30 protein-coding genes and 1 tRNA gene are annotated in these 26,188 nt (G+C 66.1%); 7 read left to right on the top strand and 24 right to left on the bottom strand.

What is annotated here, in order from left to right; genetic code table 11:
• Window positions 1-91 precede the first annotated feature (91 nt).
• The 4 genes from ndk to Tchl_RS04720 all read right to left on the bottom strand — a co-directional run bounded on the left by ndk (window position 92) and on the right by Tchl_RS04720 (window position 3,838).
• Window positions 92-517, bottom strand: a complete 426-nt coding sequence (gene ndk / locus Tchl_RS04735; RefSeq protein ID WP_075147384.1) for a nucleoside-diphosphate kinase — start codon at window positions 515-517, stop codon at window positions 92-94.
• Between the two features lie 218 nt (window positions 518-735).
• Complete coding sequence (locus tag Tchl_RS04730) at window positions 736-2,022, bottom strand: TRAP transporter large permease (RefSeq protein WP_075147383.1); 1,287 nt, start codon at window positions 2,020-2,022, stop codon at window positions 736-738.
• 15 nt (window positions 2,023-2,037) lie between these two features.
• Window positions 2,038-2,757, bottom strand: coding sequence for a TRAP transporter small permease (locus tag Tchl_RS04725; RefSeq protein WP_075147382.1), 720 nt, complete (start codon window positions 2,755-2,757; stop codon window positions 2,038-2,040).
• A 76-nt stretch (window positions 2,758-2,833) separates the two neighbouring features.
• Complete coding sequence (locus Tchl_RS04720; RefSeq protein WP_075147381.1) at window positions 2,834-3,838, bottom strand: TRAP transporter substrate-binding protein; 1,005 nt, start codon at window positions 3,836-3,838, stop codon at window positions 2,834-2,836.
• 185 nt (window positions 3,839-4,023) lie between these two features.
• Here Tchl_RS04720 and Tchl_RS04715 point away from each other — a divergent pair, with 185 nt between their 5' ends.
• Together Tchl_RS04715 and Tchl_RS04710 are read left to right on the top strand one after the other, a co-directional pair.
• Window positions 4,024-6,006: a sensor histidine kinase gene (locus Tchl_RS04715; RefSeq protein WP_075147380.1), complete on the top strand. Its 1,983-nt coding sequence runs from the start codon at window positions 4,024-4,026 to the stop codon at window positions 6,004-6,006.
• On the top strand, window positions 6,003-6,608 hold the full coding sequence (locus Tchl_RS04710; RefSeq protein WP_075147379.1) for a response regulator transcription factor: 606 nt from the start codon (window positions 6,003-6,005) through the stop codon (window positions 6,606-6,608). The genes Tchl_RS04715 and Tchl_RS04710 overlap by 4 nt, the downstream gene beginning before the upstream one ends.
• Window positions 6,609-6,652: 44 nt before the next feature.
• Here Tchl_RS04710 and tilS read toward each other — a convergent pair whose 3' ends face one another.
• The 4 genes from tilS to Tchl_RS04690 all read right to left on the bottom strand — a co-directional run bounded on the left by tilS (window position 6,653) and on the right by Tchl_RS04690 (window position 10,297).
• On the bottom strand, window positions 6,653-8,011 hold the full coding sequence (tilS, locus tag Tchl_RS04705) for a tRNA lysidine(34) synthetase TilS (RefSeq protein WP_075149574.1): 1,359 nt from the start codon (window positions 8,009-8,011) through the stop codon (window positions 6,653-6,655).
• Between the two features lie 60 nt (window positions 8,012-8,071).
• Entirely contained in the window at window positions 8,072-9,037 is a 966-nt protein-coding gene (locus Tchl_RS04700; protein WP_075147378.1) for an acetyl-CoA carboxylase carboxyltransferase subunit alpha, read from the bottom strand.
• Between the two features lie 168 nt (window positions 9,038-9,205).
• A complete protein-coding gene (locus tag Tchl_RS04695) occupies window positions 9,206-9,871 on the bottom strand; it encodes a Bax inhibitor-1/YccA family protein (RefSeq protein ID WP_075147377.1) in 666 nt (221 codons plus the stop codon).
• A gap of 90 nt (window positions 9,872-9,961) precedes the next feature.
• Window positions 9,962-10,297, bottom strand: a complete 336-nt coding sequence (locus Tchl_RS04690) for an HPF/RaiA family ribosome-associated protein (protein WP_075147376.1) — start codon at window positions 10,295-10,297, stop codon at window positions 9,962-9,964.
• Between the two features lie 160 nt (window positions 10,298-10,457).
• Between Tchl_RS04690 and Tchl_RS04685 the strand changes: the two genes are divergently transcribed.
• On the top strand, window positions 10,458-11,369 hold the full coding sequence (locus Tchl_RS04685; RefSeq protein WP_075147375.1) for a LysR family transcriptional regulator: 912 nt from the start codon (window positions 10,458-10,460) through the stop codon (window positions 11,367-11,369).
• A gap of 242 nt (window positions 11,370-11,611) precedes the next feature.
• Here Tchl_RS04685 and Tchl_RS17705 read toward each other — a convergent pair whose 3' ends face one another.
• The 16 genes from Tchl_RS17705 to Tchl_RS04620 form a co-directional block, all read right to left on the bottom strand.
• On the bottom strand, window positions 11,612-11,998 hold the full coding sequence (locus Tchl_RS17705; RefSeq protein ID WP_146060754.1) for a hypothetical protein: 387 nt from the start codon (window positions 11,996-11,998) through the stop codon (window positions 11,612-11,614).
• Between the two features lie 99 nt (window positions 11,999-12,097).
• On the bottom strand, window positions 12,098-12,460 hold the full coding sequence (locus Tchl_RS04680; protein ID WP_075147374.1) for an HNH endonuclease: 363 nt from the start codon (window positions 12,458-12,460) through the stop codon (window positions 12,098-12,100).
• A gap of 26 nt (window positions 12,461-12,486) precedes the next feature.
• Complete coding sequence (locus Tchl_RS04675) at window positions 12,487-12,885, bottom strand: hypothetical protein (protein ID WP_075147373.1); 399 nt, start codon at window positions 12,883-12,885, stop codon at window positions 12,487-12,489.
• Between the two features lie 112 nt (window positions 12,886-12,997).
• Complete coding sequence (locus Tchl_RS04670) at window positions 12,998-14,134, bottom strand: phage major capsid protein (RefSeq protein ID WP_083945153.1); 1,137 nt, start codon at window positions 14,132-14,134, stop codon at window positions 12,998-13,000.
• A 78-nt stretch (window positions 14,135-14,212) separates the two neighbouring features.
• On the bottom strand, window positions 14,213-14,515 hold the full coding sequence (locus Tchl_RS04665) for a hypothetical protein (protein ID WP_075147372.1): 303 nt from the start codon (window positions 14,513-14,515) through the stop codon (window positions 14,213-14,215).
• 184 nt (window positions 14,516-14,699) lie between these two features.
• Complete coding sequence (locus Tchl_RS04655; RefSeq protein WP_075147370.1) at window positions 14,700-14,894, bottom strand: hypothetical protein; 195 nt, start codon at window positions 14,892-14,894, stop codon at window positions 14,700-14,702.
• Window positions 14,891-15,262, bottom strand: coding sequence for a hypothetical protein (locus Tchl_RS17700; protein WP_146060753.1), 372 nt, complete (start codon window positions 15,260-15,262; stop codon window positions 14,891-14,893). The genes Tchl_RS04655 and Tchl_RS17700 overlap by 4 nt, the downstream gene beginning before the upstream one ends.
• Complete coding sequence (locus Tchl_RS17930) at window positions 15,259-17,613, bottom strand: DNA primase family protein (protein ID WP_198158989.1); 2,355 nt, start codon at window positions 17,611-17,613, stop codon at window positions 15,259-15,261. Before Tchl_RS17930 ends, Tchl_RS17700 begins: the two co-directional genes overlap by 4 nt.
• The gene (locus tag Tchl_RS17695; protein ID WP_157110110.1) at window positions 17,610-17,783 is read right to left on the bottom strand and encodes a hypothetical protein; all 174 of its coding nucleotides are present in this window, start codon (window positions 17,781-17,783) and stop codon (window positions 17,610-17,612) included. Before Tchl_RS17695 ends, Tchl_RS17930 begins: the two co-directional genes overlap by 4 nt.
• On the bottom strand, window positions 17,780-18,004 hold the full coding sequence (locus Tchl_RS17690) for a hypothetical protein (protein ID WP_103893819.1): 225 nt from the start codon (window positions 18,002-18,004) through the stop codon (window positions 17,780-17,782). The genes Tchl_RS17695 and Tchl_RS17690 overlap by 4 nt, the downstream gene beginning before the upstream one ends.
• Window positions 18,001-18,342 carry a hypothetical protein gene (locus tag Tchl_RS04645; RefSeq protein ID WP_075147369.1) on the bottom strand — a complete coding sequence of 114 codons (342 nt, stop codon included), beginning with the start codon at window positions 18,340-18,342 and terminating at the stop codon, window positions 18,001-18,003. Before Tchl_RS04645 ends, Tchl_RS17690 begins: the two co-directional genes overlap by 4 nt.
• Window positions 18,343-18,356: 14 nt before the next feature.
• A complete protein-coding gene (locus Tchl_RS04640) occupies window positions 18,357-18,635 on the bottom strand; it encodes a hypothetical protein (protein WP_075147368.1) in 279 nt (92 codons plus the stop codon).
• An 84-nt stretch (window positions 18,636-18,719) separates the two neighbouring features.
• Window positions 18,720-19,223 carry a hypothetical protein gene (locus Tchl_RS04635; RefSeq protein ID WP_146060752.1) on the bottom strand — a complete coding sequence of 168 codons (504 nt, stop codon included), beginning with the start codon at window positions 19,221-19,223 and terminating at the stop codon, window positions 18,720-18,722.
• A 175-nt stretch (window positions 19,224-19,398) separates the two neighbouring features.
• Window positions 19,399-20,115 (bottom strand): hypothetical protein, encoded by a 717-nt coding sequence (locus Tchl_RS04630; protein WP_075147366.1) that lies wholly within the window; start codon window positions 20,113-20,115, stop codon window positions 19,399-19,401.
• Window positions 20,116-20,198: 83 nt separating this feature from the next.
• Complete coding sequence (locus Tchl_RS04625; RefSeq protein ID WP_075147365.1) at window positions 20,199-21,266, bottom strand: tyrosine-type recombinase/integrase; 1,068 nt, start codon at window positions 21,264-21,266, stop codon at window positions 20,199-20,201.
• A 153-nt stretch (window positions 21,267-21,419) separates the two neighbouring features.
• Window positions 21,420-21,504, bottom strand: a tRNA-Leu gene (locus Tchl_RS04620).
• Window positions 21,505-21,613: 109 nt separating this feature from the next.
• Between Tchl_RS04620 and queA the strand changes: the two genes are divergently transcribed.
• From queA to secD, 4 genes are all read left to right on the top strand, one after another.
• A complete protein-coding gene (gene queA / locus Tchl_RS04615; RefSeq protein ID WP_075147364.1) occupies window positions 21,614-22,678 on the top strand; it encodes a tRNA preQ1(34) S-adenosylmethionine ribosyltransferase-isomerase QueA in 1,065 nt (354 codons plus the stop codon).
• The gene (gene tgt, locus Tchl_RS04610; RefSeq protein WP_075147363.1) at window positions 22,668-23,792 is read left to right on the top strand and encodes a tRNA guanosine(34) transglycosylase Tgt; all 1,125 of its coding nucleotides are present in this window, start codon (window positions 22,668-22,670) and stop codon (window positions 23,790-23,792) included. The genes queA and tgt overlap by 11 nt, the downstream gene beginning before the upstream one ends.
• A gap of 76 nt (window positions 23,793-23,868) precedes the next feature.
• Window positions 23,869-24,192, top strand: a complete 324-nt coding sequence (gene yajC, locus Tchl_RS04605; protein WP_075147362.1) for a preprotein translocase subunit YajC — start codon at window positions 23,869-23,871, stop codon at window positions 24,190-24,192.
• A 108-nt stretch (window positions 24,193-24,300) separates the two neighbouring features.
• Window positions 24,301-26,181, top strand: coding sequence for a protein translocase subunit SecD (gene secD, locus Tchl_RS04600; protein WP_075147361.1), 1,881 nt, complete (start codon window positions 24,301-24,303; stop codon window positions 26,179-26,181).
• Window positions 26,182-26,188: the final 7 nt, after the last annotated feature.

Genomic DNA, 26,188 nt, shown 5'->3' with positions numbered 1-26,188 from the left:
CGGTTGAGGCCAAATGGAAACGGCCCGGGCGCGCCGGACGCGGTGCGGGAGGCACCGCGAAACCAGCGTGAGGGCCGTCCGAATGGACCGTTCAGCGCGAGTAAACGTTCATCCCGGGGAAGAAGAAAGCCACTTCGACCGCGGCCGTCTCCGGCGCATCCGAACCATGCACCGCGTTGGCGTCGATGCTGTCGGCGAAGTCGGCGCGGATGGTGCCCTTGTCGGCCTTCTTCGGGTCGGTGGCGCCCATCAGCTCGCGGTTCTTGGCGATCGCGTTGTCGCCTTCCAGCGCCTGGATCATCACCGGGCCGGAGGTCATGAACGACACCAGATCCTTGAAGAAGGGACGCTCCTTGTGCACCGCGTAGAACTGCCCGGCTTCCTGCTCGGACAGGTGCACCATCTTCGCGGCGATGATCTTCAGGCCAGCGCCTTCGAAGCGGGCGTAGATCTGGCCGATCACGTTCTTGGCGACGGCGTCGGGCTTGATGATGGACAGGGTGCGTTCGATTGCCATGGAAAAACTCCGGAACTGCGCTTGGAAAAGCGTGAGGTTTAGAAAAAAGCGCGAAATTTTAACAGGTTTCGCGTGACGCCGATGCGCCCGCCGGGCACACGAATGTATCCCGGCGCAAGCATGGGGGCAAAAAAACAATCCCCGCCGGGCGTCTCCGCCTTGCGGGGATTGCAGCGCGCGGCCCGGCCGGGTCGCGCAGTACGGCCGGGCCGCGGCGCTTACATCATGCCCAGCGCCCGGGGCAGGAAAGTGGAGATACTCGGGATGTAGGTGATCATCATCAGGAACACCAGCATCGTGTACAGCCAGGGCATCACCGCCTTGCTCATCTCGGTGAGGCCGGCCTTGGTCACACCGCTGGCGACGAACAGATTCAGCCCTACCGGCGGGGTGATCATGCCGATCTCCATGTTGACCACGATCATCACCCCGAAGTGGATCGGGTCGATCCCCAGGGCGACCGCCACCGGGAACAGGATCGGCGCCAGGATCAGGATGATCGAGGACGGCTCCATCAGCGCCCCGGCCACCAGCAGCAGCAGGTTCACCACGATCAGGAAGCCGATCGGCCCCATGCCGCTGGCGACGATCGCATCGGCCATGCGCTGCGGGATCTGCTCGCTGGTGAGGATGAAGGAGAACAGCACCGCGCTGGCGATGATGAACAGCAGCATCGCGCTCATGTTGGCCGAATCGAGCAGCACGCGCGGGATCTGCCTGAAGCTCAGGTCCTTGTACACGAACACCGCGATGAAGAAGGCGTACACCGCGCTCATCGCCGCCGCCTCGGTCGGGGTGAACATCCCCGAGTAGATGCCGCCCATCACCACCACGATCAGCATCAGGCCCCAGAACGCCTTGCGGAAGTGCTTGATGCGCTCGCCCCAGCCCACCGCCGGCATGGTCGGATAGTTGTGCTTGCGCGCCACGTACCAGGTGCACAGGCCGAGCATGAAGGCGAGCAGGATCCCCGGGATCACCCCCGCCATGAACAGCGCGCCGACCGAGGAGTTGGTCGTCACCGCGTACATCACCATCACGATCGAGGGCGGAATGAGGATGCCCAGGCCGCCGGCCGAGGCCACCACGCCGGCACCGAAGCGCACCGGGTAGCCCTGCTTGATCATCGCCGGGATCAGGATCGAGCCGATCGCCACCACCGTCGCCGGGCTCGAGCCCGACACCGCCGCGAACAGGGCGCAGGCGAGCACCGCGCTCATGCCCAGGCCGCCGCGCAAGTGCCCGACCATCGCGGTGGCGAAGTTGATCATGCGCCGCGCCACCCCGCCGTGGGTGAGGAAGTTGCCGGCGAGGATGAAGAACGGGATCGCCATGATCTCGAACTTCTCGATCCCGGTGAACATCTTCAGCGCCACGGATTCGAGCGGGACGTCGGTGAAGATGAACATGAAGCTCAGCACGGTGAGGCCGAGCGCCACGCCGACCGGCATGCCGATCGCCATCAGGACGACGAGCAGGCCGAAGATTGCAAGGGTGTTGGTCATGTCTGCGTCCTCGCCTCAGTTCTTGCCGCCGGGGCGCTTCGGATGGGTCTTCGCCCACTCTTCGTCGCTCATGCCGGCATGCCCGTGCTCGACATCCTCGCCGAGCGTGATCGACTCGCCTTCGAGCAGCACGTTCGGGTCCTGCGCCTCGTCGAGTCCTTCGACGTGGCCGTGGTCGTGGGTGGGCAGCTCGCCGCTGCGGGCGAAGCTCACCATCACCTGCAGGAAGCGGTAGCACATCAGGAAGGAACCGAGCGGCACCGCCGAATACACGATCCAGGTCGGCCATTCGAGGTCGGGCGTGGTCGGGCCTTCGTAGTAGTCGCCGATGTCGCGCCCGAGCAGGCTGAGCGTTTCGTAGGCCATCCCGTTCTCCCATACGAAGAGGGAACCGAAAAGCCCGATCAGCGCGGTAAACACCACCCCGCACACCAGGCCGAGCTGGATCAGCGCGGCGCGCGGCGTGCCGGAGAGCTTGTTGATCAGGATGTCGACACCGACGTGGATGCCGGTACGCACGCCGTAGGCGGCGCCGAACTTGGCCATCCACACGAAGAGGATGATGCAGAACTCCTGGGCCCAGCCGACGTTCATGTCGAGCAGCCAGTCCTGCACCACGGGAATCTCGTAGCCCGAGGCATAGCGATGCACCACCGAGACGAAGATCACGATCGTCGCCACGGCCATCAGGCTGGCGATGATGATTTCCTCGAGGCGGTCGAGAAGCTTGTTCATGATTGTTTTCCCCCGAAAAAACGCCCGTCGCTCGGAAGGAGCCTGACGGGCGTGCCTGGGTCTGGGTGCGGACGGATCAGAGCTTGGCCGGATCGAAGCCGGTTTCGGTGTAGATCGACTGGATCAGATCCTTACCGATGCGCGACTCCATCTTCTTGTGCACCGGCACCAGGGCCTTCTTGAACGCCGCCTTCTCTTCCGCAGTCGGGGTGTGGACTTCGGTCTTGCCCGACGCCTTCACCGCCGCCAGTGCCTTGTCGTTCTCTTCCTTGGCGATCTGGTTGGCGTAGAGGGTCGATTCCTTCATCGCCTTGTCGAGCTGGGTGCGCACCTCGGCCGGCAGTCCGTCCCAGAACTTCTTGTTGGTGATCACCGCATAGCCCAGGTAACCGTGGTCGGTCAGCGTCATGTGCTTCTGCACTTCATGCATCTTCTGGGTGTAGAGGTTGGAGTGCGGGTTCTCGGTACCGTCGACCACCCCGGTCTGCAGCGCCTGATAGACCTCGGAGAAGGCCATCACCTGCGGCAGCGCCTTGATTTCGCGCATCTGCTCTTCGAGCACCTTCGACGACTGGATGCGCATCTTCTTGCCGCGCAGGTCTTCGGGCTTGTTGATCGGCGAGTTCGCCGAGAAGGACTTGAAGCCGTTGTCCCAGTACGCCAGGCCGCGGATGCCCTTGGGCTCGAGCTTGGCCAGCAGCTGGGCGCCGACCGCCCCCTGGGTGACCTTGTTCAGCGCTTCGTAGCCGTCGAAGATGTAGGGCAGGTCGAACACTTCGAACTCGCGCACGCCGAGCGGGCCGAACTTGGCCAGCGACGGCGCCAGCAGCTGGACCGCGCCGAGCTGCAGCGCTTCCATCTCTTCCTTGTCCTTGTACAGCGTGCTGTTCGGATAGACTTCGACCTTCACCGCGCCCTGGGTGTATTGCTCGGCAAGTTCCTTGAACTTGTCCGCCGCCTTGCCCTTGGGCGTGTCCTGGGCGACAACGTGGCTGAACTTGATCACGATCGGCTCCGCCGCGACCGCAGCGGCAGACAAGCCGACCGCAACCAGACCGACCAGAAGTGCGCGCATTTTCATGAGACTCTCTCCTCCGCATCAACGACATCGATGAATTTTTTCGGCCCGCGGCGCTTCCCGGGGCCGGAGCACGGCGATAAATTCGGCTGTGCTGCAGATCAGTATCGTTTGGGTTCCGCCCGATCGCTATTGTGGAATACCACAGAAGGGAAAACCACAACGGCTCCGCCCCCCCGCCCGAGTCCATGAGCCCTCTTCCCCCCTCGACGACCCTGCCGCCTCCGGGTGCCCGCAACCGCTGGGTTCAGCGCCTGCCCTTCCTGAGCCTGGCCCTGTTCCTCGGCGCGATTGCCGCCCTGGTATGGCTGACGCGCGAGTACGACGCCGACGAACAGCGCACCACGCTGCTCAACGACGTGCTGTGGATGGAACAGAACCTGCGCTTTCAGCTCGATCGCAACGAGATCCACCTGCAACAGCTCGGCGCCGAGCTGTTCGCCGGCACCTCGCTGTCGCCGCAGACCGAAGCCAGCCTCGCCCATCTGCTCAACCCCGAGCGCGGACTGGTGCAGATCCTGTGGCTCGCACCCGACGGCCGCCTCGCCGGCGCCCTGCCGCCGCGCCCGGCGGAGGCCGCGGGCGGAAACCGCGCGCCGACTCCGGCCACGTTCGAACTGGCACGCAGCGTCGGCCGCCCGGTGTATGGCCCAGCCTATCCCGCCACCGGCAACGCCCACCACTTCGAAGTCCACGTCCCGCTGTGGTCCGACGAATCCCTGCTCGGCGTCGTGGTGGGCGTGTATTCGCTGTCGGACCTGGTCGTGCGTGAGCTGCCGTGGTGGTTCTCGGAGCGCTACCGGGTCGCGGTGCTCGACGCCGACGGCCGGGAAATCGCCGCCAAATCCAAGGTCGCCCCCCTTTCCCCGCGGCTCGCCTACTCGATGTCGTTCGATCCGCCGGGGCACGGCCTGACCCTGCAGATCACCGCCTACAAGTCCGAAACGCGCTGGATTCCGCTGCTGCTGGGTGCCTCGATCGTGCTCCTGGGCGGGATCATCGTCTGGAGCGTGGTCCAGCTGCGCCGCCAGCTCTCCCGCCGCCAGCAGGCCGAAACCGCGCTGCGCACCGAATCCGCGTTCCGCAAGGCGATGGAGGATTCGATGCGCACCGGAATGCGCGCCCGCGACCTCGACGGCCGGCTGACCTACGTCAACTCGGCGTTCTGCCGCATGACCGGCTTCGCTGCGGAGGAACTGATCGGGCTCAAGCCGCCGATGCCCTACTGGGACCCGGAGCGGCTCGAGCAGACCTTCGAAGTGCACCGCGAAATCATGGCCGGCGAAAGCACCGCCGAAGGCACCGAAGTCCGCCTGCGGCGCAAGAACGGCGAAGCGCTCGACGTGCTGGTGTTCGAAGCGCCGCTGATCGACGCCCACGGCCGCCATGCCGGCTGGATGGGTTCGGTGCTCGACATCACCGAGCAGAAGCGCGCGCGCGAGCAGGCTCGCCAGCAGGAAGAGCGCCTGCAGCAGAGCTCGCGCCTGATCACGATGGGCGAAATGGCCTCCACCCTCGCCCACGAGCTCAACCAGCCGCTGGCGGCGATCACCAGCTACAACTCGGGCTGCATCAACCGCCTGCAGGGCGACGAGCTCGACCCCGCCGAACTGCTCGACATCCACCAGCGCATTGCCCGCCAGGCCCGGCGCGCGGGCGAGATCATCCGCCGGGTGCACGACTTCGTGCGCCGCGCCGAACCCCGCCGCGAAGTGCTCGACCTCAACGCGGTGATCCGCGACGCCGTCGGCCTGATCGAGGCCGACGCGCGCAAACGCCGGGTGAGCATCCTCGCCGATCTCGCCCCGGCCTTGCCGCCGGTGGCGGTCGACGCGGTGATGATCGAACAGATCGTGGTCAACCTGGTGCGCAACGCGATCGACTCGATGCGCGACACTCCGGCCAGCCGGCGCCGGGTCGAGATCGCCACCGCGGGCGACGACCGCTTCGTCACCGTCACCGTGGCCGACCGCGGCAGCGGGATCGCCGACGAGATCAGCGCCCGCCTGTTCGAGCCGTTTTTCACCACCAAACCCGAAGGCATGGGTATGGGGCTGAACATCTGCCGCTCGATCGCCGAGCTGCACCATGGCCGCCTGGGCTTCGCAGCCCGCCCCGATGGCGGTACCCTTTTCACCTTGTCGCTCCCCGTTGACCTCGACTCCGCATGATCCCTGCCTGCACCCACATCATCGACGACGACGAAGCCATCCGCGACGCCCTCCAATGGCTGTTCAAGACCCGCGGCGTCGCCTGCCGCGCCTGGCCCGGTGGCGAAGCTTTCGTCGACGCCTGGCAGCCCGGCTGGCGCGGCTGCATCGTGCTCGACATCCGCATGGCGGGAATGAGCGGACTGGAATGCTTCGACACCCTGCTCGCGCGCGGCTGCACCCTGCCGGTGATCTTCATCACCGGCCACGGCGACGTGCCGATGGCGGTATCGGCGCTGAAGAAAGGCGCGTTCCATTTCATCGAAAAACCGTTCAACGACCACGACCTCGTCGATCTGGTGGAGAAAGCGCTTGCCGCCGATGCCGAACACCAGCGCGCCGCCGCCAGCCGTGAAACGATCGAAGCCCGGCTGGCGCCGCTGACCAGCCGCGAACGGGAAGTCATGAACCTGATCCTGGAAGGCAAGTACAACAAGGTCATCGCCGACGAGCTGTCGATTTCGATGCGCACCGTCGAAGCCCACCGCTCGCGCATCTTCGACAAGATGGAGGTGCGCTCGGCGGTGGAACTGGCGCAGCAACTGACCATACTGCGCGACTGAACAACCGGACCGGCGGCGCGCCAGGAGAGGAAACCGCTCCAGGCTCAGCCGCTCCCGCGGGCGGGATCCGCGCCGGACAAGCGCCAGCGCGGGATCACCCCCGGTTCGCCGGCGGCGCAGGCGAACTCCGCCGCCACCCCGATCCCCGCTACCCAGACCGGTTCCCCCTCCACCCACAGCACCGGCAGGCGCGCACGCAACCAGGCCGGAACCGCCGCCTCCTGGCACAGGTTCTTGAAACTGCGCCGCGGGCGGCGCCAATCGAGGCGCAGCTTCATCCCCTGCCGGCGCGCCTCCAGCCTCACCGCGCCCGCCCCGGACAAGCGTGCACGGCTCAGCCCGGCCCCCAGCGTCGGCTCGAACACGACCTCCCCCGCGCCCCACGGCAGCGTCGCCTCCCCCCGCCAGTCCCGCGCCGCGGGCGCAGCGGCCGCTTCATCCGGCTCGAGCCACAGCGCATCGCGATACGCGCAGCAGGCCCAGGTACCGAGCACCAGGCGCAGCGGCGTGTCCGCGTCTGCGACGTGGAGCTGACGCACCGCCTCGACCAGGCGCGCGCGCGACGGCGCCAGCGCCCCGCCGCGGCGCAGCTGCCAGCGCAACAGGTTCCCCAGCCGTGCCGCGCCGAGCGCCAGCACGGCCGAACGGGACCAGGGGCCGCCGCCGCAGGCGGCGGCGTCGAGCGCGGCAAGCTCGTCGAGCAGGGCGTCGGCTTCGCGAAAGTTTTCCGCGGCACGCGCCAGCGCGGGCACCGCGGCGGGGAAGATGCGTTCGGCGACCGGCAGCAGCTGGTGACGCAGGGCATTGCGCGTGTAGCGGGTGTCGGCGTTGCTCTCGTCCTCGCCCCAGTGCAGGCCGGCCGCGCGCGCCCAGGCGAGAATCTGCGCCCGGCGCACACCGAGCAGCGGGCGCAGGCGTCCCGGGCGCACCGCCGGCCGGCAGCGATCGAACGCCGCCATCGCCGCCGCGCCATGCACGCCGGCGCCGCGCAGCAGGCGGAACAGCACGGTTTCAGCCTGATCGTCCTGATGATGGCCGAACACCAGCCAGTCGCAATCGAGGCTGTCGAGGGCTGCATGGCGGGCTTCGCGCGCCGCCGCCTCGAGGCCGCCGGGATGGTCCCGCGCCACCGTCACGCGCAACAGCCGGAAAGGAATCCCGACCTGAGCGCAACGCCCGGCGCAGGCCGCCGCCCAGGCGTCGGCGTTCGGGCTGAGGCGGTGATGGACGTGCGCGGCCGACAACGCATAGCCGAAATCCGCCTGCAGGGTGCACAGCAGGGTAAACAAGGACACCGAGTCCACCCCGCCCGACAGCGCACAGCACAACCGACTCTGCGCCCCTACGCCGGCGGCGGCGAGCACGCGGCCAACTTCGACGCGCAGGTCATCGTGCACGACCATGCCCATGGTGCCCGGCCGCCATGCCGCGGGATCACGCCGCCGCTGCGGCGCAGGCCCCGCTCAGGCCGCCTTTTCCTTGTAGCGCCCGTAACTCATCAGCTTGTCGTAGCGCTGGGCGACAAGTTCCGAAGGGGTCAGCGCTTCCAGTTCGCGCAGCGCGTCGGTGAGCGCGCGCTTGAGCGTGGCCGCCATCGCGCGCGCGTCGCGATGCGCCCCGCCGACCGGCTCGGTGACCACCTTGTCGATCAGGTTCAGCGACTTCAGCCGCGCCGCGGTGATGCCCATGGTCTCGGCCGCATCGGCGGCCTTCTCCGCGCTCTTCCACAGGATGGAGGCGCAGCCTTCGGGCGAGATCACCGAGTAGGTCGAGTACTGCAGCATCAGCACCTGGTCGGCGACCGCAATCGCCAGCGCGCCACCCGAGCCGCCTTCGCCGATGATGGTGCTGACCACCGGCACCTTGAGCTCGGCCATCAGGTAGATGCTGTGGCCGATCGCCTCGGACTGGCCGCGCTCCTCGGCGCCGATGCCGGGGTAGGCACCCGGGGTGTCGACGAAGGTGAACACCGGCAGGCCGAACTTCTCAGCGAGCTTCATCAGCCGCATCGCCTTGCGATAGCCCTCGGGGCGGGGCATGCCGAAGTTGCGCGCGATCTTCTCCTTGGTGTCGCGCCCCTTCTGGTGGCCGATCACCACGCAGCTCTGGCCGTTGAAGCGCGCCAGGCCGCCGACGATCGCCTTGTCGTCGGCATAGCTACGGTCGCCGTGCAGCTCCTCGAAGTCGGTGAACATCAGCCCGGCGTAGTCGAGCGTATAGGGGCGCTGCGGGTGGCGCGCGACCTGGGCGATCTGCCACGGCGTGAGCTTGGCGTAGAGTTCCTTGGTCAGCGACTGGCTCTTGGCCTCCAGGCGCGCGATCTCCTGGGAGATGTCGACCGCCGGGTCGTCCTGCACGAACCGCAGTTGGTCGATCTTCGCTTCAAGTTCGGCGATCGCCGTTTCGAAATCCAGAAAGGTGGTCTTCATCCAGCCGTTCCCAGTCAAAAATGTGCGCCATTGTAACGCCAGGCGGACCACGGCGTGGCCTGTCCACGCTGCACTGCCACACGCGGCGCGTCGCCAGACGACGCGGGGCGGCCGCCCTCCGGCGACCGCCCCGCTCATTGCGCTGCGCACCGCCAGAGGCGCTGCGGATCAGTCGTTGCTGGCGAAGCCGAGCAGGTGCAGCAGGCTGGTGAAGAGGTTGAAGATCGACACGAACAGCGTCACCGTGGCCATCACGTAGTTGGTTTCGCCGCCGTGGATGATGTTGCTGGTCTCATACAGGATCAGACCCGACATCAGCAGCACGAAGGCGGCCGACACGGTCAGCGACAGCGCCGGAATCGAGAAGAAGACCGCGCCCAGGCCGGCGAGGAAGGCCACCAGGATGCCGACCATGAGGAAGCCGCCCATGAAGGAAAAATCCTTCCTGGTGGTCACCGCGTAGGCCGACAGGCCAAGGAAGATCGCCGCCGTGCCGGCCATCGCCTGCATCACGATGCTGCCGCCGTTGGGCAGCGACAGGTAGGCGGAGATGATCGGGCCGAGGGTGAAGCCCATGAAGCCGGTGAGCGCGAACACGAACACGATGCCCAGGCCGCTGTTGCGGAACTTGGTGGTCAGGAACAACAGACCGAAGTAGCCCACCAGGGTCAGGATCAGACCCGGGTGCGGCAGACCCATCGCCACCGACAGCCCGGCAGTCAGCGCCGAGAAGGCCAGCGTCAGCGACAGCAGCATGTAAGTGTTGCGGATGACCTTGTTGGTCGACAGCACCGAAGCTTCGGTGCGGCGCATTGTCGTGATGCGGTTTTCCATTGCAGGGGTTCCTCCAGAAGGATGAATGGTCTTCGGGGCCGGGGAAAACGGCCCTTGGAGACAGGCTTTCAGGACAAGGCTGGCCGGACTTCAGGCGGGCAGCGCCGCAATCGGGGCGGCCGCTGCGCGGCCCGGCTTGTGCTGGCGGCGCACGCGCTGGGCCAGAACCCGCGCCACCCGCTCCGCCGCAGCGTCGACCGCAGCGCGCACATCGAGCTGCTTGATCGCAAACACCACGTCCGGCAGATTGCGCAGCCGCAGTTGTACCACGCAACGCTTGTCCGCGCCGTCGCCATCGGCCACTTTCACCCGTGCCCACTGGATGTGATCGCGAAAGCGGCCGATCGCACCGCGCATCCGCCGGCTCACGTAGTCATCCAGGCCGGGCGTCGCCTTCACCCCGTCACACTGCAGGTCGATACGCATCTCGAGTCTCCTGTTGTTGTCGCGCAATCACCGTCGGGCCCAGCGCCTCGACGCATGTTAAGGCTCAGACACTTCGATAAAATCTCGGTTCAACAGAATATTTATCCTGTTTTTACGAAGCTTCAGAAAAGTGACAAGCCCATCCGATCGAGGCCAGACCATGCTGAACTACAAGCAGCTCCATCACTTCTGGATCGTTGCCCGCGCCGGTGGGATCGTGCGCGCGGCGGAACGTTCCGGACTCGCGCCCCAGACCCTTTCCGGGCAGATCGCTACGTTCGAGACCGCACTCGGGGTCAACCTGTTCAAGCGCCAGGGCCGCGGCCTGGTCCTGACCGAGACCGGACGCATGGTGCTCGACTACGCGGAAGAGATTTTTCACCTCGGCAACGAGCTGGAAGAGGCCCTGCGCAGCCGTGCCACCGGACGCGCGGTGCCGTTTCGCGTCGGCGTCGCCGACGTGGTGCCGAAAACGATCGCCTGGCTGCTGCTGGCACCGTCGCTGGACCTTCCCGAGCCGATGCGCATCGTCTGCCGGGAAGGCAAGTTCGACACCTTGCTCGGTGAACTCGCGATCCACAAGCTCGACGTCGTGCTGGCCGACCGTCCCCTGCCGCAGAACATGGACGTGCGCGGCTACAGCCACGCCCTCGGCGACTCGACGATCGCCTTTTTCGCCACGCCGGCGCTGGTAGCGACGCTGAAAAAGGGTTTCCCCGAATGCCTGGACGGTGCCCCGCTGCTGCTGCCCGGCGCCGAAGCCAGCGTCCGCGGCCCGCTGCTGCGCTGGATCGAGGCCGCCCACCTGCATCCACGCATCGTCGGCGAGTTCGATGACAGCGCCCTGATGCGCGCCTTCGCCGAGGCCGGGGCGGGCGTTTTCCCGAGCGCGGCGCGGGTCGGCGAGCAGTTGTGCCGGCAGGCGGGGCTGGTGCATCTGGGGGACGCCGGCGGCGTGATCGAAACCTACTACGCGATCTCGGTCGAGCGCAGGCTGACCCACCCGGCGGTACGTGCGATCAGCGACGCGGCGACGGCACCGGCGCAGCGGGGACAAGCGGAGGAGATTTGATTTTCGCCGGCAGGCGATCCAGAATCGCGGGCCTCGACGCCGAGGCGCACCGGAAAACCGGGCGGGTATATGCAGGAATACGGGAGTGCAAGGCGGGAGACAGGCTGCGCGCGGTCCGGCACGCACGCGAAGCCCCTGGTGCCGGGAAAGGGACTCGAACCCTTACACCTTGCGGCGGCGGATTTTGAATCCGAGTGTCATGCAACAAGCGCAACAGAACACAACAAACTAGCGCAATAGATTCAGTGACTTGGAGAACTTGTAACGTTGTGTAATGTTGCCCTGTATTGCGCTTTTCTGCTGTCAAGTGTGCCAAAAATGCACCGCGCTCTGCGCTGCCACCACTCGCGCGCCAGGTGCGGATCAACGCGAGCCATGCCGCACACGTGCAGCAGCATCGGGCCGGCCTGCATCACGTCACGGTAAGCCGCGCCTCGAATGCCGCGCTTGTCGTCACCGCGGCGCAGGTAGTCGGTCGCATCCTCGAGCAGCAGGACCAGTGCCGCCGACCACAGCGCGAGTTCAGGCTCGCAGCTCTCGGGTTCAGTCGCAGACCGCCTAGAACGGGCCACAGCGGGCGCAGCAGGCCGGGATGATGCATCGGTATGGTGCAGGGCTTCGGCGGTCATGGCGGGCTTCCTAGCGTGATAGGCGGGGCGTATCGGAAACGGGCAATTTGATTGTTTTCAAAACGGGGGGTTTTTTCTGCGCGTGCGATGCCGAGCGGTCTAGAAAGTCGGCCTGCCTGGAGATGCGATGCCCCCTTCCCCTTTCGCCTCCTCGCGCTGCTTGACGCTGGAGTGACACGACGCACACAGCGCCATCCAGTTGCCTTGATCCCAGAACAGCCGCTCATCTCCTCGATGCGGCTCGATGTGGTCGACAACGGTCGCCAGGGTGATACGCCCTTCGCGCTGGCAGTAGCTGCACAGCGGGTGCGCCTTCAGGAACCGCGCTCTAGCCTGCTGCCACTTGTACCCATAACCGCGCCCTGTGCTGGTCTTGTCGCCACGCCATGAGCCGGGGGTGATCGTGCGCACAGGCGATGCCTTGAGCGTTGCCACGCGGGGTTTCAGCATCGTCAGCTTCATGTGCGCTTTCCGGGAAAAATGTACGTTTATGGATGCGGACTTAACCGGCCGGTTTCCGGTCCGCAGGTCGGTGACTTAGCGACCGCGTACCCCTTCAGCCTGCGCCGGTAGGCTGCCAGCACCGTGTCACGATCCACGCCGGCCAGCCCGGTCAAGCGTTGCAGCATCGGCCCAGGTCGGTTCAGTTCGAGATGCGCCTCTAGCCTGTAGCCGTGCCGGTCGTCGCCATGCTTTGCGAAGTCGATGGCGTCCTCGATCAGTTGCCCGACGACCGCTAGCCATAGGCTTAGCTCGGGGCCGATATCCTCAAGGCTTACGACTCGCTCTAGCGGCTGCATATGGCTCACCTCACACATGAAAACGCCCAGGCTCGAAAGCCCAGGCGTGCTGTTGTTTGCCGGCCGCGCACTCTGGAGCGCCATCATGAGCAACTGGTGTGCCGCCGGCTGTCGGGGTTGGTTTGGAAACAGGCCACTGTCCGACTAAAGCCTGTCCGGGCTTTCCGCACTAGCGGCCCGCCCGGCTCGGGGGTGTGGATCAGGCCGCAGCGAACTTGACCGCCTTGATCGCCTCGGAGTTGATGAGGTCGCCACCCACGCGGGCATAGGCGTAGAACTTCACTTGGCCCTTCGCGGTGTAGGGGTCGCGCAGCAGCTTGATGCCCGGCTGGCGGACGACGGCGTATGCCTGCTTGAAGTCGCCGAGCCAGACCGAGAGGCTGTCCGCTGCAATCGCCGGGGTGCCGTCGTTGATGACGACCGGGAAGCCCATCAGGCGCCAGGGCTCGCCGGCCTGCAACGAAGGCTCGAGCAGGTAACGGTCGGTGCTGGCCTCCTTCAGCTTGCGAAGGCTCGCCAGCGTGCCGCGTGACATCATCCAGACCGCATTCTGGCGGTAGGCCGGTTGCAGTGCGGCGATGGCGTCGCACAGCGGATCGAACTTCGTGGTATGCCATGCGCCGGATGCGCCCGTCGCAATGTGCTGGATGGTGCCCCACGCACGCGCCGAGTCGGCGGTCGCTGCGGTCGCATAGGTTGCGATGCCGCGCGGCTTGCCCACCCCGTTGCCAGTCACGATGGCGGCAGCTTCGGACACTGCCAGGCCGTGCGCGATCTGCTCAACGATGATGCTGCCTACCTCATAGCTCGCGGTGTCGAGTAGTTTTTGCGACACGGCGGGGCAGGTGTAGTGCTCGTTCAGCGGAATGCGGTTCTCGCCAACGGGCAGCGTGTCGGTGTCGGGTCGGGCGTCGGTTTCGCCCACCCACGCCGAGGCGAGGGTTCCGCGAATGAACGGCAGCACGGCCGCGTCACCTCGGTCGACGATGATCTCGCGGCACAGGCCGGACATAGGGCTCACTTGCTCGCGGAGCTGGCGAACTACCGTGTCCATCTGCGGCACGACGAGATAGCCGCCGTCCGGATCGGAGCCCACCGACATCGCTTTGATTTCGGCGTCGTCGCCTTGGAATGCTTTGCGCAGTGCGCCGGCCAGCTTGCCCTGGTCGCCGGCTTGAGTGCCGCCGGCTGCCGGGTTGGCCGGGCGGCCGGCCTTCTTCAGCACCTCGTCAACTTCATTTTCCAGCTCGGCGAAGCGCGCGTCCTGTTTCTTCTGCCATTCGGCGATCTGGTTGCCCTGCGCCACGATGGCGCTTTTGATTTCGGAGAGGTCCATTTGTTCGTCATCCTTTTTGGGTGTGGTGCGGCCAGTCTAGCCAATCGCTCTCCCGCGTTAAGCCATTGCGGGAAAGCACTATTTCCTGAGCTGCGCAATATTTCGGATGCGCTTGAAGCTCGCCTCTTTCTCTGTGCCCTTCTCGACGTAGCGGACGAACTCGAAGTCGCGGCGCACCTCAACGACGGGGCAGGGCTGGCCGGTCAGGCGCGATGCGTGGCATTTGAATTCCAGTTCCAGCACAAGCGCATCGAAGGTGCGCTCTTCCAGCCCGGCCACCAGCTCGCGCACATAGCAGCTCAGCACGCCGGGGCGGCGGCCGCGCTGCTGTTCGCGGAACTTGCGCCCGATCTCGATCAAGCGGGCTTCGTCATCGGTCATCGCGCACCCCCCTTCGTCCGGGCGGCACTGCATGCGCGGTGCGCTTCGTCGGCAAGGCGGGCCACGTCCTCGGGGCTCACGCAAAACTCAGCGGCGGCTACCGTTGCGGCTCGCTGTAACGGGTGCCCTTCGGCCAGCAGTTCGCGGGCGGCCTCCACGGCGCGGAAAAGCTCTAGGGTCATGGTCATCGCTCCATCGGTTCCGCAGCGACTGCTGCATGGTGTTCGGACAGGACGCGCGCCAGGCTCACGGGCGCCTGATAGCGGGCGATCGTGGGCTCGTGGTGCTGCCAGTGCACGCGCCAGCGGCGGGACAAGCGCAGCGATTGCGCCGACGGTGCCGCGCGGACTGCGGCGGGGGTGGGGGTCGTGCGCTTCATCGGATTGCCTCCACTTCTGCACCCGGCCACTGCGCCCGCACGGCCTCGATGCCCTGCGGGCAGATCACGCCGAAAGCAGGCCGGTCGGGTACGCGGACTCGGAATGCGCGCGCTCCCGTCGTGTGCGTCGTCGGTGGGGCGGCGGGGGTGATCGCCGGGGCGTCGTCGAGTAGTGAATCGAGCCAATGTTGCGCGGGGGCGTGACGCGAGTGACGCGAAATCCCTACATCGCCCTGTATACGGTGCGCACTCTTTTCACCCTGTGATGCGAGAACTTCATCTAAAAAAAGATTTGAGCCATACGGGGTAATGTAGAAATCACGCGTCACTCGCGTCACTTCCGTCACTCGTTCGATAGGGGCGCTCATGCGTACGCCTCCATGGCCCGCACCGCTACGCCGTGGATGATGCGCATCGCACCAGTCCTGCCGGCCTGCATCCCCAGGCGCTCTAGCCGCTGCGTGAAGTTCTTGCGGTTGAGCGTGCGACGGATGCCACTCGACAGCGCCCACGCCTGGTAGGCGCTGTACACCTCGCTCGAAGGCACCTTGAGGCCGGCTCCGACGACACAGGCTTCCTCCACGAATTGCGCAACCTGGTCGGCTTCGGTGCGCCACTCCCGCGCCGCCTCCATGCTCGAAGCAGGGATCGTGAATTCACCGCGCTGCATCACGCCTGCGATCGCGCGCAGACTCACGGCGAGGATGCCGGGAAGCTCTGCCAGCAGCTTGTCTTTCAGGTGCGGATCTCGGTCCTTGCCGTAGAACTTGCGGTTGAAGGTCAGCACGATCGCGCGACGAAAGAGCGCATCGGAGAAGTCGCGCGTATGCGGCATGTGGTTGGTGCCGAACCAGCACGTTGCGAACGGGCGAAAGTCGAACGGCGGTTTCATCTTGTGCTCTGCCGTCGTCAGCTCACCCGATACAAGGGCTTTCAGTTGCGCGTCGGCGATCTCCGCGCCCTCTGCGATCTCCGTAACGATGTTTGCAAGGCGCCCATGTAGGTGCGCGCGTTGAAAGCGGTTGTCGAACTGCGACGGCTGCACCGCGCAGACGTAGCGCGGGCCGATCAGCGCCTCGAGCACGCCAAGCAGGACGCTTTTCCCGTTCGCCCCGCTGCCGATCAGCAGGAAAAATTTCTCGAACCGGCACGTCGTCAGCAGGGTGTAACCGATCGCCTCGAGCACGCAGCGGGCTTTTTCACGGGCGTCGTGATCGCCCTCGAAGATCTCTTGCAGAAACTGCGCGAAGCGCGGGCACTGCGCCTGCGGGTCATACGGAACGGGTAGCTGCGTGGTGAGGTAGTCTGCGCGGTTGTGCGGGTCGAGTTGCCACGCGCCGCCGATCAGACGCAAGGTGCCGTTCGCCACGTTCACACGCGCCCAGTCCTCTCGATCGAAGGGCGAGACCGCTGCGAACAGCTCGGTTTTCACGATGTCGGTAATCCCGTCGACAAGCGCCCTGGTAACGGCGTCGCCTTCGCCGATGGTGGTGTGCGCGGCCTGCTTCACCTCGCGGTCGTCGGCGCGCACCCATACGCCGGATGCATCCCAGCGCCAGAACGTCGCCTGTGCAAAAAGCGCATCGCCTTCGCCCAGGTGCTTGATGACCTCCCGCGCCCACATCAGGTGGTCTTTCCCGTCCTCCGATTTCGTGTACTTCTCGCTCATCAGGTCCGCGCGCAGCGCGCGCAGCGTCAGGCCGAACCGCTTGCCCATGCGCTTGAGCAGCAGTTCCTCGCGCGTGCGGCTCAGACGGGCTTCTGCGATCGCCACGGCGAGGGCGTCGAGCTCGGTCTCGTCCGCCTGGTCGATACGCTCTTGCAGCGCGAGATAAGCGGCTTGCGGATCGACGGGGGCGAAACCTTTCTGGTGTGCGCCGGCGATCAGGTCGTCGAGCTCCTTACCGCGCAGTGTGTCGGCGCGCTCCTTACCGCGTGCTGCCTCCACCTGGTCGGCCAATACCGCGAACACTGCACGAATCGCAGCATCGTTGATGCCATCGGCGACCATGCGCGCGACGATGACGCAGGCGTTGGGGTGCACGGCATCGCCGGTCAGCAGCTCGGCCAGCAGCACATCATCAGACTTTCGCGGGCCGGCGCTGCCCTTGCCGCCTTTGCCGGCGGGGGTGTCGGCGGGGAACTTTGCGAGCGCGTCGAGGGTGTCGATCAGGTCGACAAACTCGCCGTCCTCTGGATCGTCGAAGGTGGTCAGCACGCGGTATTCTCCGCCAGGCTTTCCGCCGACAAAAAAGCTCTGCGAAAGGGTGAAGCTCTCGCGCGCCAGGCACCCGTACAGGGCGCCATTCAGGCGGCCGGTGAGCCTCATCCGCTCGGCAGGGGCTACCGCTGCGCTCAGCGGCGCGAAAACGCGCCAGCGTGGTTTTTCGGGCGTGTGCGAATGGGTCGTGACAACCAATGCCCGGATGCCCGCGCGCTCTAGCCGTGCGATCGCCTCGTCGGGGGGGATCACCTCGTCGTCGTAGTCGCCCTCGATGCCGGTGACTTCGATGACGTTATCGTCGTGCCGCAACGAACCCTTGGTCGTCCGGTCCGAGCCGAAGCGTGCAAACTTGATTAGCGGGGCTTGGTCCTTGACTGGCTGCGGGGGGAGGTTTTCAACCCACGCGCAGAACTCCGGCCAGGTGCCGTTACGCTCAACGAGGCCGGCGCCGGATTTGTTGGTGAAATGCGAGATTGCAAGCGGCGGCGCATTCATCGGTCGCCCTCCCGCGTTTGCTCGATTGCGCGCGTCAGGCGCAACAGCACCTCCGCGACCGCCAGCACGGCGCCGGCCTCGCGTGAGAAGGCGCGGTGGATCCAGTACTCGAACAACTCCTGAATTTCGCGCTGCTCGTCGGTGGGGAGGATGACTTCGAAGTCGCTCATCGTGCGCCTCCGTCGATCAGGTCGGCCAGGACACGCAGCCGTGCCGCCAGATCGCGCAGGCCAGCAGGCCCGATCAGGACGCGGGTTGCGGTCGCATCGAGGTCGTTGGTGACGATCAGAATTCCGCCGCCGTACTCGATAGCGCCCATACCGTCAGGGTGTTCGAACAACAGGTGCTCGTCAGAGGCTCGGGTCGGGAAGGCGTGAATCTTGGCGCTCATCGCAGCTTCCCCACCAACAGCAGCCCGGCGACCGTTGCCAGCACCAGTAGCGCGAGTAGATCGGCCTGAATGCCTCCCTGGTGACGCTTGGCGTTGACCGCACCGCGGCGGGCGTTGCGCTTGGCCTTGCCGCGCAGCTTCGCGGGGGCTGCCAGCGCGTGCCAGCCGAGCAGCGGGTCGGCGGGCTTCTGCTGCGGTTCTGCGGTGCCGCGCCAGGTCAGGGCGTGGAACAATCCGCGGTTTGTTTCACGCGAGGTGTCGGCGGTATAATTCGAATCGGTAGTTTCGCTTGTGGGCGCGCTCTCGAAAGGGAACGCGCTCTTTTCTTGTTCGGTCATAGCCGGCGCCCCCCTCAGTGCGACGAGGCGCGGGAATCGAGCCATGCCTCGAAGGCGTCGAGGTCGAACAGCACCTTGCGTCCGATGCGCAGAATTGCGCCGGCTTCGGCGAGGCCATTGCCGGGGATGCGGTCACCGCGGGAGTTCTGCCGGTCGGCGGCCTTGAAGACCAAATCCCTGATCGCGGCCTGAGAGAAAACGGGATAGGCGGCGGCGACCTGCGCGACGGTCGCCACGCGGCGGCGGGGTTGAATTGCTACGGTGCCTGTGTTTTGTTGTGCTTGCGTTTCCATTTCCGTCTTTCCTTGCGGGTTGTGACGGAATGGATTACATAGATCGGCACAAGCGGTGCCGAAAGGGGAAAACCTCCCCGCGCGCTATCTTGGCGGCACTCTCTCGTCTGCACGAGCAGCCCGCAACCCGTCCCGCAGGTGCTTGTAAAGGTCGCCAGTCGGGTATCCCGTGCGCTTGAACATCAGTTTTGCCCACGCCATGAAGCGCGTCGGCTTGAAATCGACAATGCGCACTGTCGGCGGCGTGCCGGTGAGTCGCCACCAGTGGGCGGCGAGCGCGGCGGCCAGCATGACCGCCAGTCCTGCAACTGGTGGCCGGCCGCCCTGGTTCGGTGCCATCGTGTCGAGCGCATGACGCGCCAGTTCAGGCAGCGCGATCGCCAGCGGTGGGCCGATCCTTCCGAGCACTTCCCATTGCGCGCGCTCGATCTCGGCCTCGGTGGTGTCGTCCAGATCAGTCCAGCACGCCGCGGCCTCATCGGGCGTCATTGCGGCGATACGGCATAGCGTCTCTCGCACATCTGCACTCTTCGGGTTGTCGTCGACCGACCACAGCAGGGCGCGAAAGCGCCGCAGCATCAGTGCCAACTCGCTCGGCCCGCGCCTGCGCTGGTAACGGTAGGTGCACACTGTTCGATCTGCACGCCGGGGGCCGCGCTTCACGTATTCGCCAGTCCAGCCTGCGGCAGGCGCAATCTTGGGGAAGGCCTTTGGTCTCATGTCATTCGCCCATGCACAGCCCGGCGCGCGGCCGGGCTGGTGGTCAGTACAAAGTTTGCCCGTTTCGCTCAGCGTACAGGCGGTGATAATTGATCCGGTCATGCAGTAGTGAAGGGGAGACACGAGGACCAACGAACGCCGCTCGATCATGAGACGCGAGCATGTAGTCCGGAACGTCTTGATACTGGCACGGTGATAGGGGACGAACGACGCCCGGCAAGCGCGGAGCATGTGCGTTCGAATACTCGATTGCCTCATGGATCTGCTCCTGTGCAATCTGGCCCTTCTCGCTAAGCGGAATTGGCTCGCCGGGCCTTACCTTCTGCCATGCAAAGCGATCCGCCAGAACTTCATTCACGACGCGCACACGCTTGTGGCACTCGTCGCGGACGTCTAGATCCTTCATGCACATGATCCCCATGTGGTCAAAGTTGTCCATGCGGTGTCCGATTTCATGCCAAACGATGAACGGGAACAACTCGTGGTCTTCCAACTGGCTCCAATCAAGCTCTGGCCGCGAAGGGCCTGCGGCGCGCAGCTTGTCTGCATTGATCGTCGACGACAGCGTTATCAGGGCTCTTTCGTCCCATTGTGGCTCTGAGGATGTCACGTCTCTGCATACGAGTAACCCCCAAGGCGAATAGCTCCCCCAGCAGTTGCCCATGCGCTTGTAGGTGGACAGATTGAGTGCCATTCCGGCGGCTTTCGTCAGCTCGGCAAACTCCCTGTACTGTTGCCGGGTAATATGCAAGGTAGCCATGATTCGATCTCCATAGGATCGGGTTGTGGTCAGGGTCGGCGCGGTGGTGAGAGACCACGCCGGCCCGCTTGCCTGATAACCGATCAAGCGGCGGTGTTGCTCTTCTTGCTCGCCAGCCCCAAGCGCTGCGCCAGCACGTCGCCAAGCTCCACGGTGCGTTCAGGCGACAGGTGCGAATAGCGCGCGGTCATCTGCAAAGTTTTGTGGCCGAGCACCTTGGCGACTTCCATTGAACCGATGCCGGCCATCGTCAGATAGCTCGCGGCGGTGTGGCGAAGGTCGTGCCAGTGAAAATCCGGGACATCAGCGCGCGCGAGTGCGGCCTTCCACGCGGTACGCAGCGAGCCGAATGCGTCGGTCGTAGCCGGGACGGGGAAAACACGGTCGTCGTGTAGATCGCGGACCTTGGCGCGGTCGCGCAGCAGGTCGAGGGCTTCACCCGTCAGGGGCAGCACGCGCCCTGCCCCGTTCTTCGTCTCGCCATCCCTGAGCACGATGGTGCAGCGTCCAAAGTCGACTTGGTTCCAGCGCAGGTTCATCACCTCGGCTTGACGTGCGCCGGTCGAGAGCGCGACCACGAAGCAGGGGTAGAGCAGCGCGTTGCGCGACTCCTTGCAGGCAGCAATCAGGCGGGTGCGCTCGTCGTCGCTGAGGTAGCGCACGCGGCCTGCCGACTCCTTGCCCTTGCGCACGCGGGGGCAAGGGTTGCGCTCGATCCATCCAAGCTCCTTGACCGCGAACGAGAGGCACGCCGACAGGCTGGCGAGGTAGCGGTTTGCGGTCGCGGTGGTGCGCTTGCCGTCCTGGTGCAGCTTGGCGTAAGCGGTCGCCACAAGGGCCGGGGTCACGTCCTCAAGACTGAGGCCATCGAACTCGTCACACCAGTACGCGAAATGCGGCTTGCGATCGTCGGCGGACTTCAGGTGTTCGCGGATCGCGGCCTGATACTTGTCAGCCAGCTCGGTGAAGGTGCGCCGCCGCGCAATGCCGAAGTGCCGGCCTTGGCGGATCGCGGTCTCGGTCTCGGCTGCCCATCGCTTCGCATCCGTCAGACGGTCGAAGCTCGCCGTTTCGGCGGGGTGGCCTTTCAGGCGAATCTGCACCTTGTAGCTGGTGCCGTTCTTGCCGGTGCGCTTGGTGATCGTTGCCACAGTTTTGCCCTCGTGAATCTCTGGACAAAACAGTACCGTAGCGGGCAGCATTCGCCAAACAAGCGGGGCGGATGTGCCAGAAGTGTGCCGCGTTTATTCTTTTTGATTATTGCGACTTACTTGCAACAGCCCTGAAACCCTTGCTGTGCTTGCTGGTGCCGAGAGTGGGACTCGAACCCACACACCTTGCGGCGGCGGATTTTGAATCCGCTGCGTCTACCGATTCCGCCATCCCGGCAGGGGAGGCGCATTATCCCCGAACAAGCGTCATTGCAGCAAGCGCGGGGGGATATCTTTCCCGCCCGTCGCGCCCAGCGGCTCGCCCTTTCACCCTTACCTTCACCGCAATGTCCCTGACCCTCGACGATTTCGACTACCTGCTGCCGCCCGAACTGATCGCCCAGGCGCCGCTCGCCGAGCGCAGCGCCAGCCGCCTGCTGGTGGTCACCCCCGCCTGCGGCACCAGCCCGCTGCTCGCCGATGCGAGTATTGCCGATCTGCCCGCGCTGGTGCGCCCCGGCGACCTCCTCGTGTTCAACGACACCCGCGTGATCCATGCCCGCCTGCACGGCGTCAAGGACAGCGGCGGCCAGGTCGAAGTCCTGATCGAACGCGCGGTCGGCCCGCACGAAGCCCTCGCCCAGGTGCGCGCGAGCAAGTCGCCGAAGACCGGCAGCCGGCTGCGCCTGGCCGACGCCTTCGACGTCGAAGTGCTCGGCCGCGTCGGCGAGTTCTACCACCTGCACTTTCCCGCCGGCGAAAATCTGTTCGCCCTCCTCGAACGCCACGGCAGGCTGCCGCTGCCGCCCTACATCCAGCGCGCCGCCGGGGACGCCGACGAAAGCCGCTATCAGACGGTGTATGCGCGCGACCCCGGCTCGGTCGCCGCCCCGACCGCCGGCCTGCACTTCGACGAAGCCCTCCTCGCCCGCCTCGCCGAGCGCGGCGCGAACTGCGCCTGGCTCACGCTCCACGTCGGCGCCGGCACCTTCCAGCCGGTGCGGGTGGATGACCTCGGCGAGCACCGCATGCACCGCGAGCGCTACGTGATCCCGCAGGAAACCGTGGACGCGATCGCCGCCACCCGCGCCGCCGGCGGACGCGTGATCGCGGTCGGCACCACCAGCATGCGCGCGCTCGAAGCCGCCGCCCAGGACGGCACGCTGGAAGCAGGCAGCAGCGAGACGGAAATCTTCATCCTCCCCGGCTTCCGCTTCCAGGTCGTCGATGCGCTGATCACCAACTTCCACCTGCCCAAATCCACCTTGCTGATGCTGGTGTCGGCCTTCGCCGGCATGGACACCATCCGCCACGCCTACGCCCACGCCATCGCCCGCCGCTACCGCTTCTTCAGCTACGGCGACGCGATGTTCCTGACCCGCAAGAAAGACACCGAAGACGATGCGATTTGAACTCCTCGCCACCGACTGCGGCGCCCGCCGCGGCCGCCTGACGCTCGCCCACGGGGTGGTCGAAACCCCGGTGTTCATGCCGGTCGGCACCTACGGCACGGTGAAGGCGATGACGCCTTCGATGCTCGCCGACATCGGCGCGCAGATCTGCCTGGGCAACACCTTCCACCTGTGGCTGCGCCCGGGGCTGGAGATCATCGCCGCGCACGGCGGCCTGCACCGCTTCATGGCCTGGGACAAGCCCATCCTCACCGACTCGGGCGGCTTCCAGGTGTTCAGCCTCGGCGCGCTGCGCAAGATCAGCGAGGAAGGGGTGAAGTTCGCCAGCCCGATCGACGGCGCGAAGCTGTTCCTGACCCCCGAGATCTCGATGCAGATCCAGCACGTGCTGAACTCGGACATCGTGATGATCTTCGACGAATGCACGCCCTACCCCGCCAGCCGCGACGAGGCGGCGCAGTCGATGCTGCTGTCGCAGCGCTGGGCGAAGCGCTCGCGCGACGAGTTCGACAAACTCAGCGACCGCCTGGAGAACCCCAACGCGCTGTTCGGCATCGTCCAGGGCGGGATGTACGAGGACCTGCGCGACGAATCGCAGGCTGCGCTGGAGGCGATCGGCTTCGACGGCTTCGCCATCGGCGGCCTCTCGGTGGGCGAGCCGAAAGAAGACATGGCCCGCATCCTCGCCCACACCGCACCGCGCCTGCCCGCGGCCAAGCCGCGCTACCTGATGGGAGTGGGCACGCCCGAGGACATCGTCGCCGGAGTGGCCGCCGGGATCGACATGTTCGACTGCGTGATGCCCACCCGCAACGCGAGGAACGGCTGGCTGTTCACCCGCTACGGCGACATCAAGATCAAGAACGCCGTCCACAAGGCCGACCCCCGTCCGCTCGATCCGTCGTGCGACTGCTACACCTGCCGCAACTTCAGCCGTGCCTACCTCCACCACCTTCACCGCAGCGGCGAGATCCTCGGCAGCATGCTCAACACGGTGCACAACCTGCGCTACTACCAGACCCTGACCCATGAGTTGCGCGAAGCCATCGTCACCGGGCGCTTCACTGCCCGGGTGCACGACTTCCGCGCCGAACGCGCCACCGGCACCCGGTGAATCCGGCGCACTCCCGGCCGGGGCTTTCCCCGGCTAGGCTATAATCCAGCGTTTTCGCCAACCCGGAGTAATCGACGTGCTGATTTCCAATGCTTACGCCCAGGCTGCGGGCGCCGACCCCAGCGGCGGCCTGATGGGCCTGCTGCCGCTGATCCTGATGTTCGTGGTGTTGTGGTTCCTGATGATCCGCCCGCAGATGAAGCGCGCGAAGGAGCACAAGGCCATGGTCGCAGCGCTCGCCAAGGGCGACGAAGTGGTCACCGGCGGCGGCATTGCCGGGCGCGTCACCGAAGTCGGCGACAGCTTCGTGCACGTCGAGATCGCGGCCAACGCCGTGGTCGCCGTGCAAAAGCAGGCGGTGGCCACCGTGCTGCCCAAGGGTACGCTGAAGTCGCTGTAAGGCCTGCCGGCACGCCGGCGGGCTCCGCCCACCGGCGCGTTCCACCGCCCTGCGCCGCGCCCCCCGCGCCGCGCCTTCCCGCTTCGCTCCACCACTTTCCCGCCGACGATGAACCGCTACCCTCTCTGGAAGAACATCCTCATCGGCCTCGTGCTGCTCTGGGGCCTGATCTATACCCTGCCCAATTTCTACGGTGAAGTGCCGGCCGTGCAGGTGTCGAGCGCCAAGGCCACCCTCAAGCTCGATCCCGTAGCGGTCACCGAACGCATCGGCAGCGCCCTGCGCGCCGCCGGCATCGACCATACCGGCATTTTTGCCGACCCCGGCAGCGTGCGCGCACGCTTCGCCGACACCGAGTTCCAGCTGCGCGCCAAGGACGCCATCGAGCGGGCGTTCAACCCCGACCCCGCCGACCCGTCCTATGTCGTCGCCCTGAACCTGCTGTCGGCATCGCCGAACTGGCTCACCTCGATCCACGCCCTGCCGATGTACCTCGGCCTCGACCTGCGCGGCGGCGTGCATTTCCTCCTCGAAGTGGACATGCCGGGCGCACTGACCAAGCGCCTGGACGCCACCACCGGCGACCTGCGCACGCTGATGCGCGACAAGAGCGTGCGCCATGCCGGCATCAGCCGCGAAGGCAGCACCGTGGTGATCCGCTTCCGCGATGCGGCGCAGCGCGAAGCCGGCCGCCGCGCGATCCAGGACACCACCGCCGACCTCCAACTCGCCGAGCGCGACGATGCCACCGACGATCTCAAGCTCGTCGCCACGCTGACCCCGCAGGCGCAGCAGACGATGCGCGACTTCGCCATCAAGCAGAACATCACCACCTTGCACAACCGCATCAACGAGCTCGGCGTCGCCGAGCCGGTGATCCAGCAGCAGGGCGCCGAACGCATCGTCGTGCAACTGCCCGGCGTGCAGGACGTGGCCAAGGCGAAGGACATCCTCGGCCGCACCGCGACCCTCGAAGTGCGCATGGTCGATGACACCCCGGGCGCGATCGAGCAGGCGCTCGCCGGCAGCATCCCCTTCGGCACCGAGCTGTACACCGAGCGCGGCGGCTCGCCGTTGCTGGTCAAGAAGCAGGTCGTGCTCACCGGCGACCGCCTCACCGATGCCCAGCCCGGCTTCGACGGCCAGACCAACGAACCCGCCGTGCACCTCACGCTGGACGCCGCCGGCGCGCGCATCTTCCGCGACGTCACGCGCGAGAGCGTGGGCAAGCGGATGGCGATCCTGCTGATCGAAAAGGGCAAAGGCGAAGTCGTCACCGCGCCGGTGATCCGCAGCGAGATCGGCGGCGGCCGGGTGCAGATCTCCGGGCGCATGACCACCGCCGAAGCCAACGACGTCGCCCTGCTGCTGCGCGCCGGCTCGCTCGCCGCGCCGATGGAAATCATCGAGGAGCGCACCGTCGGCCCCAGCCTGGGCGCGGAGAACATCGCCAAGGGCTTCAACTCGACGCTGTGGGGCTTCCTCGCGATCGTCGCCTTCATGTGCGCCTACTACCTGCTGTTCGGCCTGGTGTCGTCGGTCGCACTCGCCGCCAACCTGCTGCTGCTGGTAGCGCTGCTGTCGCTGCTGCAGGCTACCCTGACCCTGCCCGGCATCGCCGCGATGGCGCTCACCCTGGGCATGGCGATCGACGCCAACGTGCTGATCAACGAGCGCATCCGCGAAGAGCTGCGCAACGGCGCCAGCCCGCAGGCGGCGATCGCCGCCGGCTACGACCGCGCCTTCGACACCATCCTCGACTCCAACATCACCACCCTGATCGCCGGCATCGCCCTGCTGGTGTTCGGCTCCGGCCCGGTGCGCGGCTTCGCGGTGGTGCACTGCCTGGGCATCCTGACCTCGATGTTCAGCGCGATCCTGGTGTCGCGGATGCTGATCAACTTCATCTACGGCCGCCGCCGCAAGATCGACGGCCTGTCGATCGGCACGGTCTGGAAGCCGGCGGCCGACACCGCCGCCAAGCGCTGAGCGGGCG

The organism is Thauera chlorobenzoica, assembly GCF_001922305.1.
In the GTDB taxonomy this organism is placed as follows: domain Bacteria; phylum Pseudomonadota; class Gammaproteobacteria; order Burkholderiales; family Rhodocyclaceae; genus Thauera; species Thauera chlorobenzoica.
Note: the sequence above shows the minus strand (reverse complement) of the source record. Positions and strands in the feature narration are given on the sequence as shown.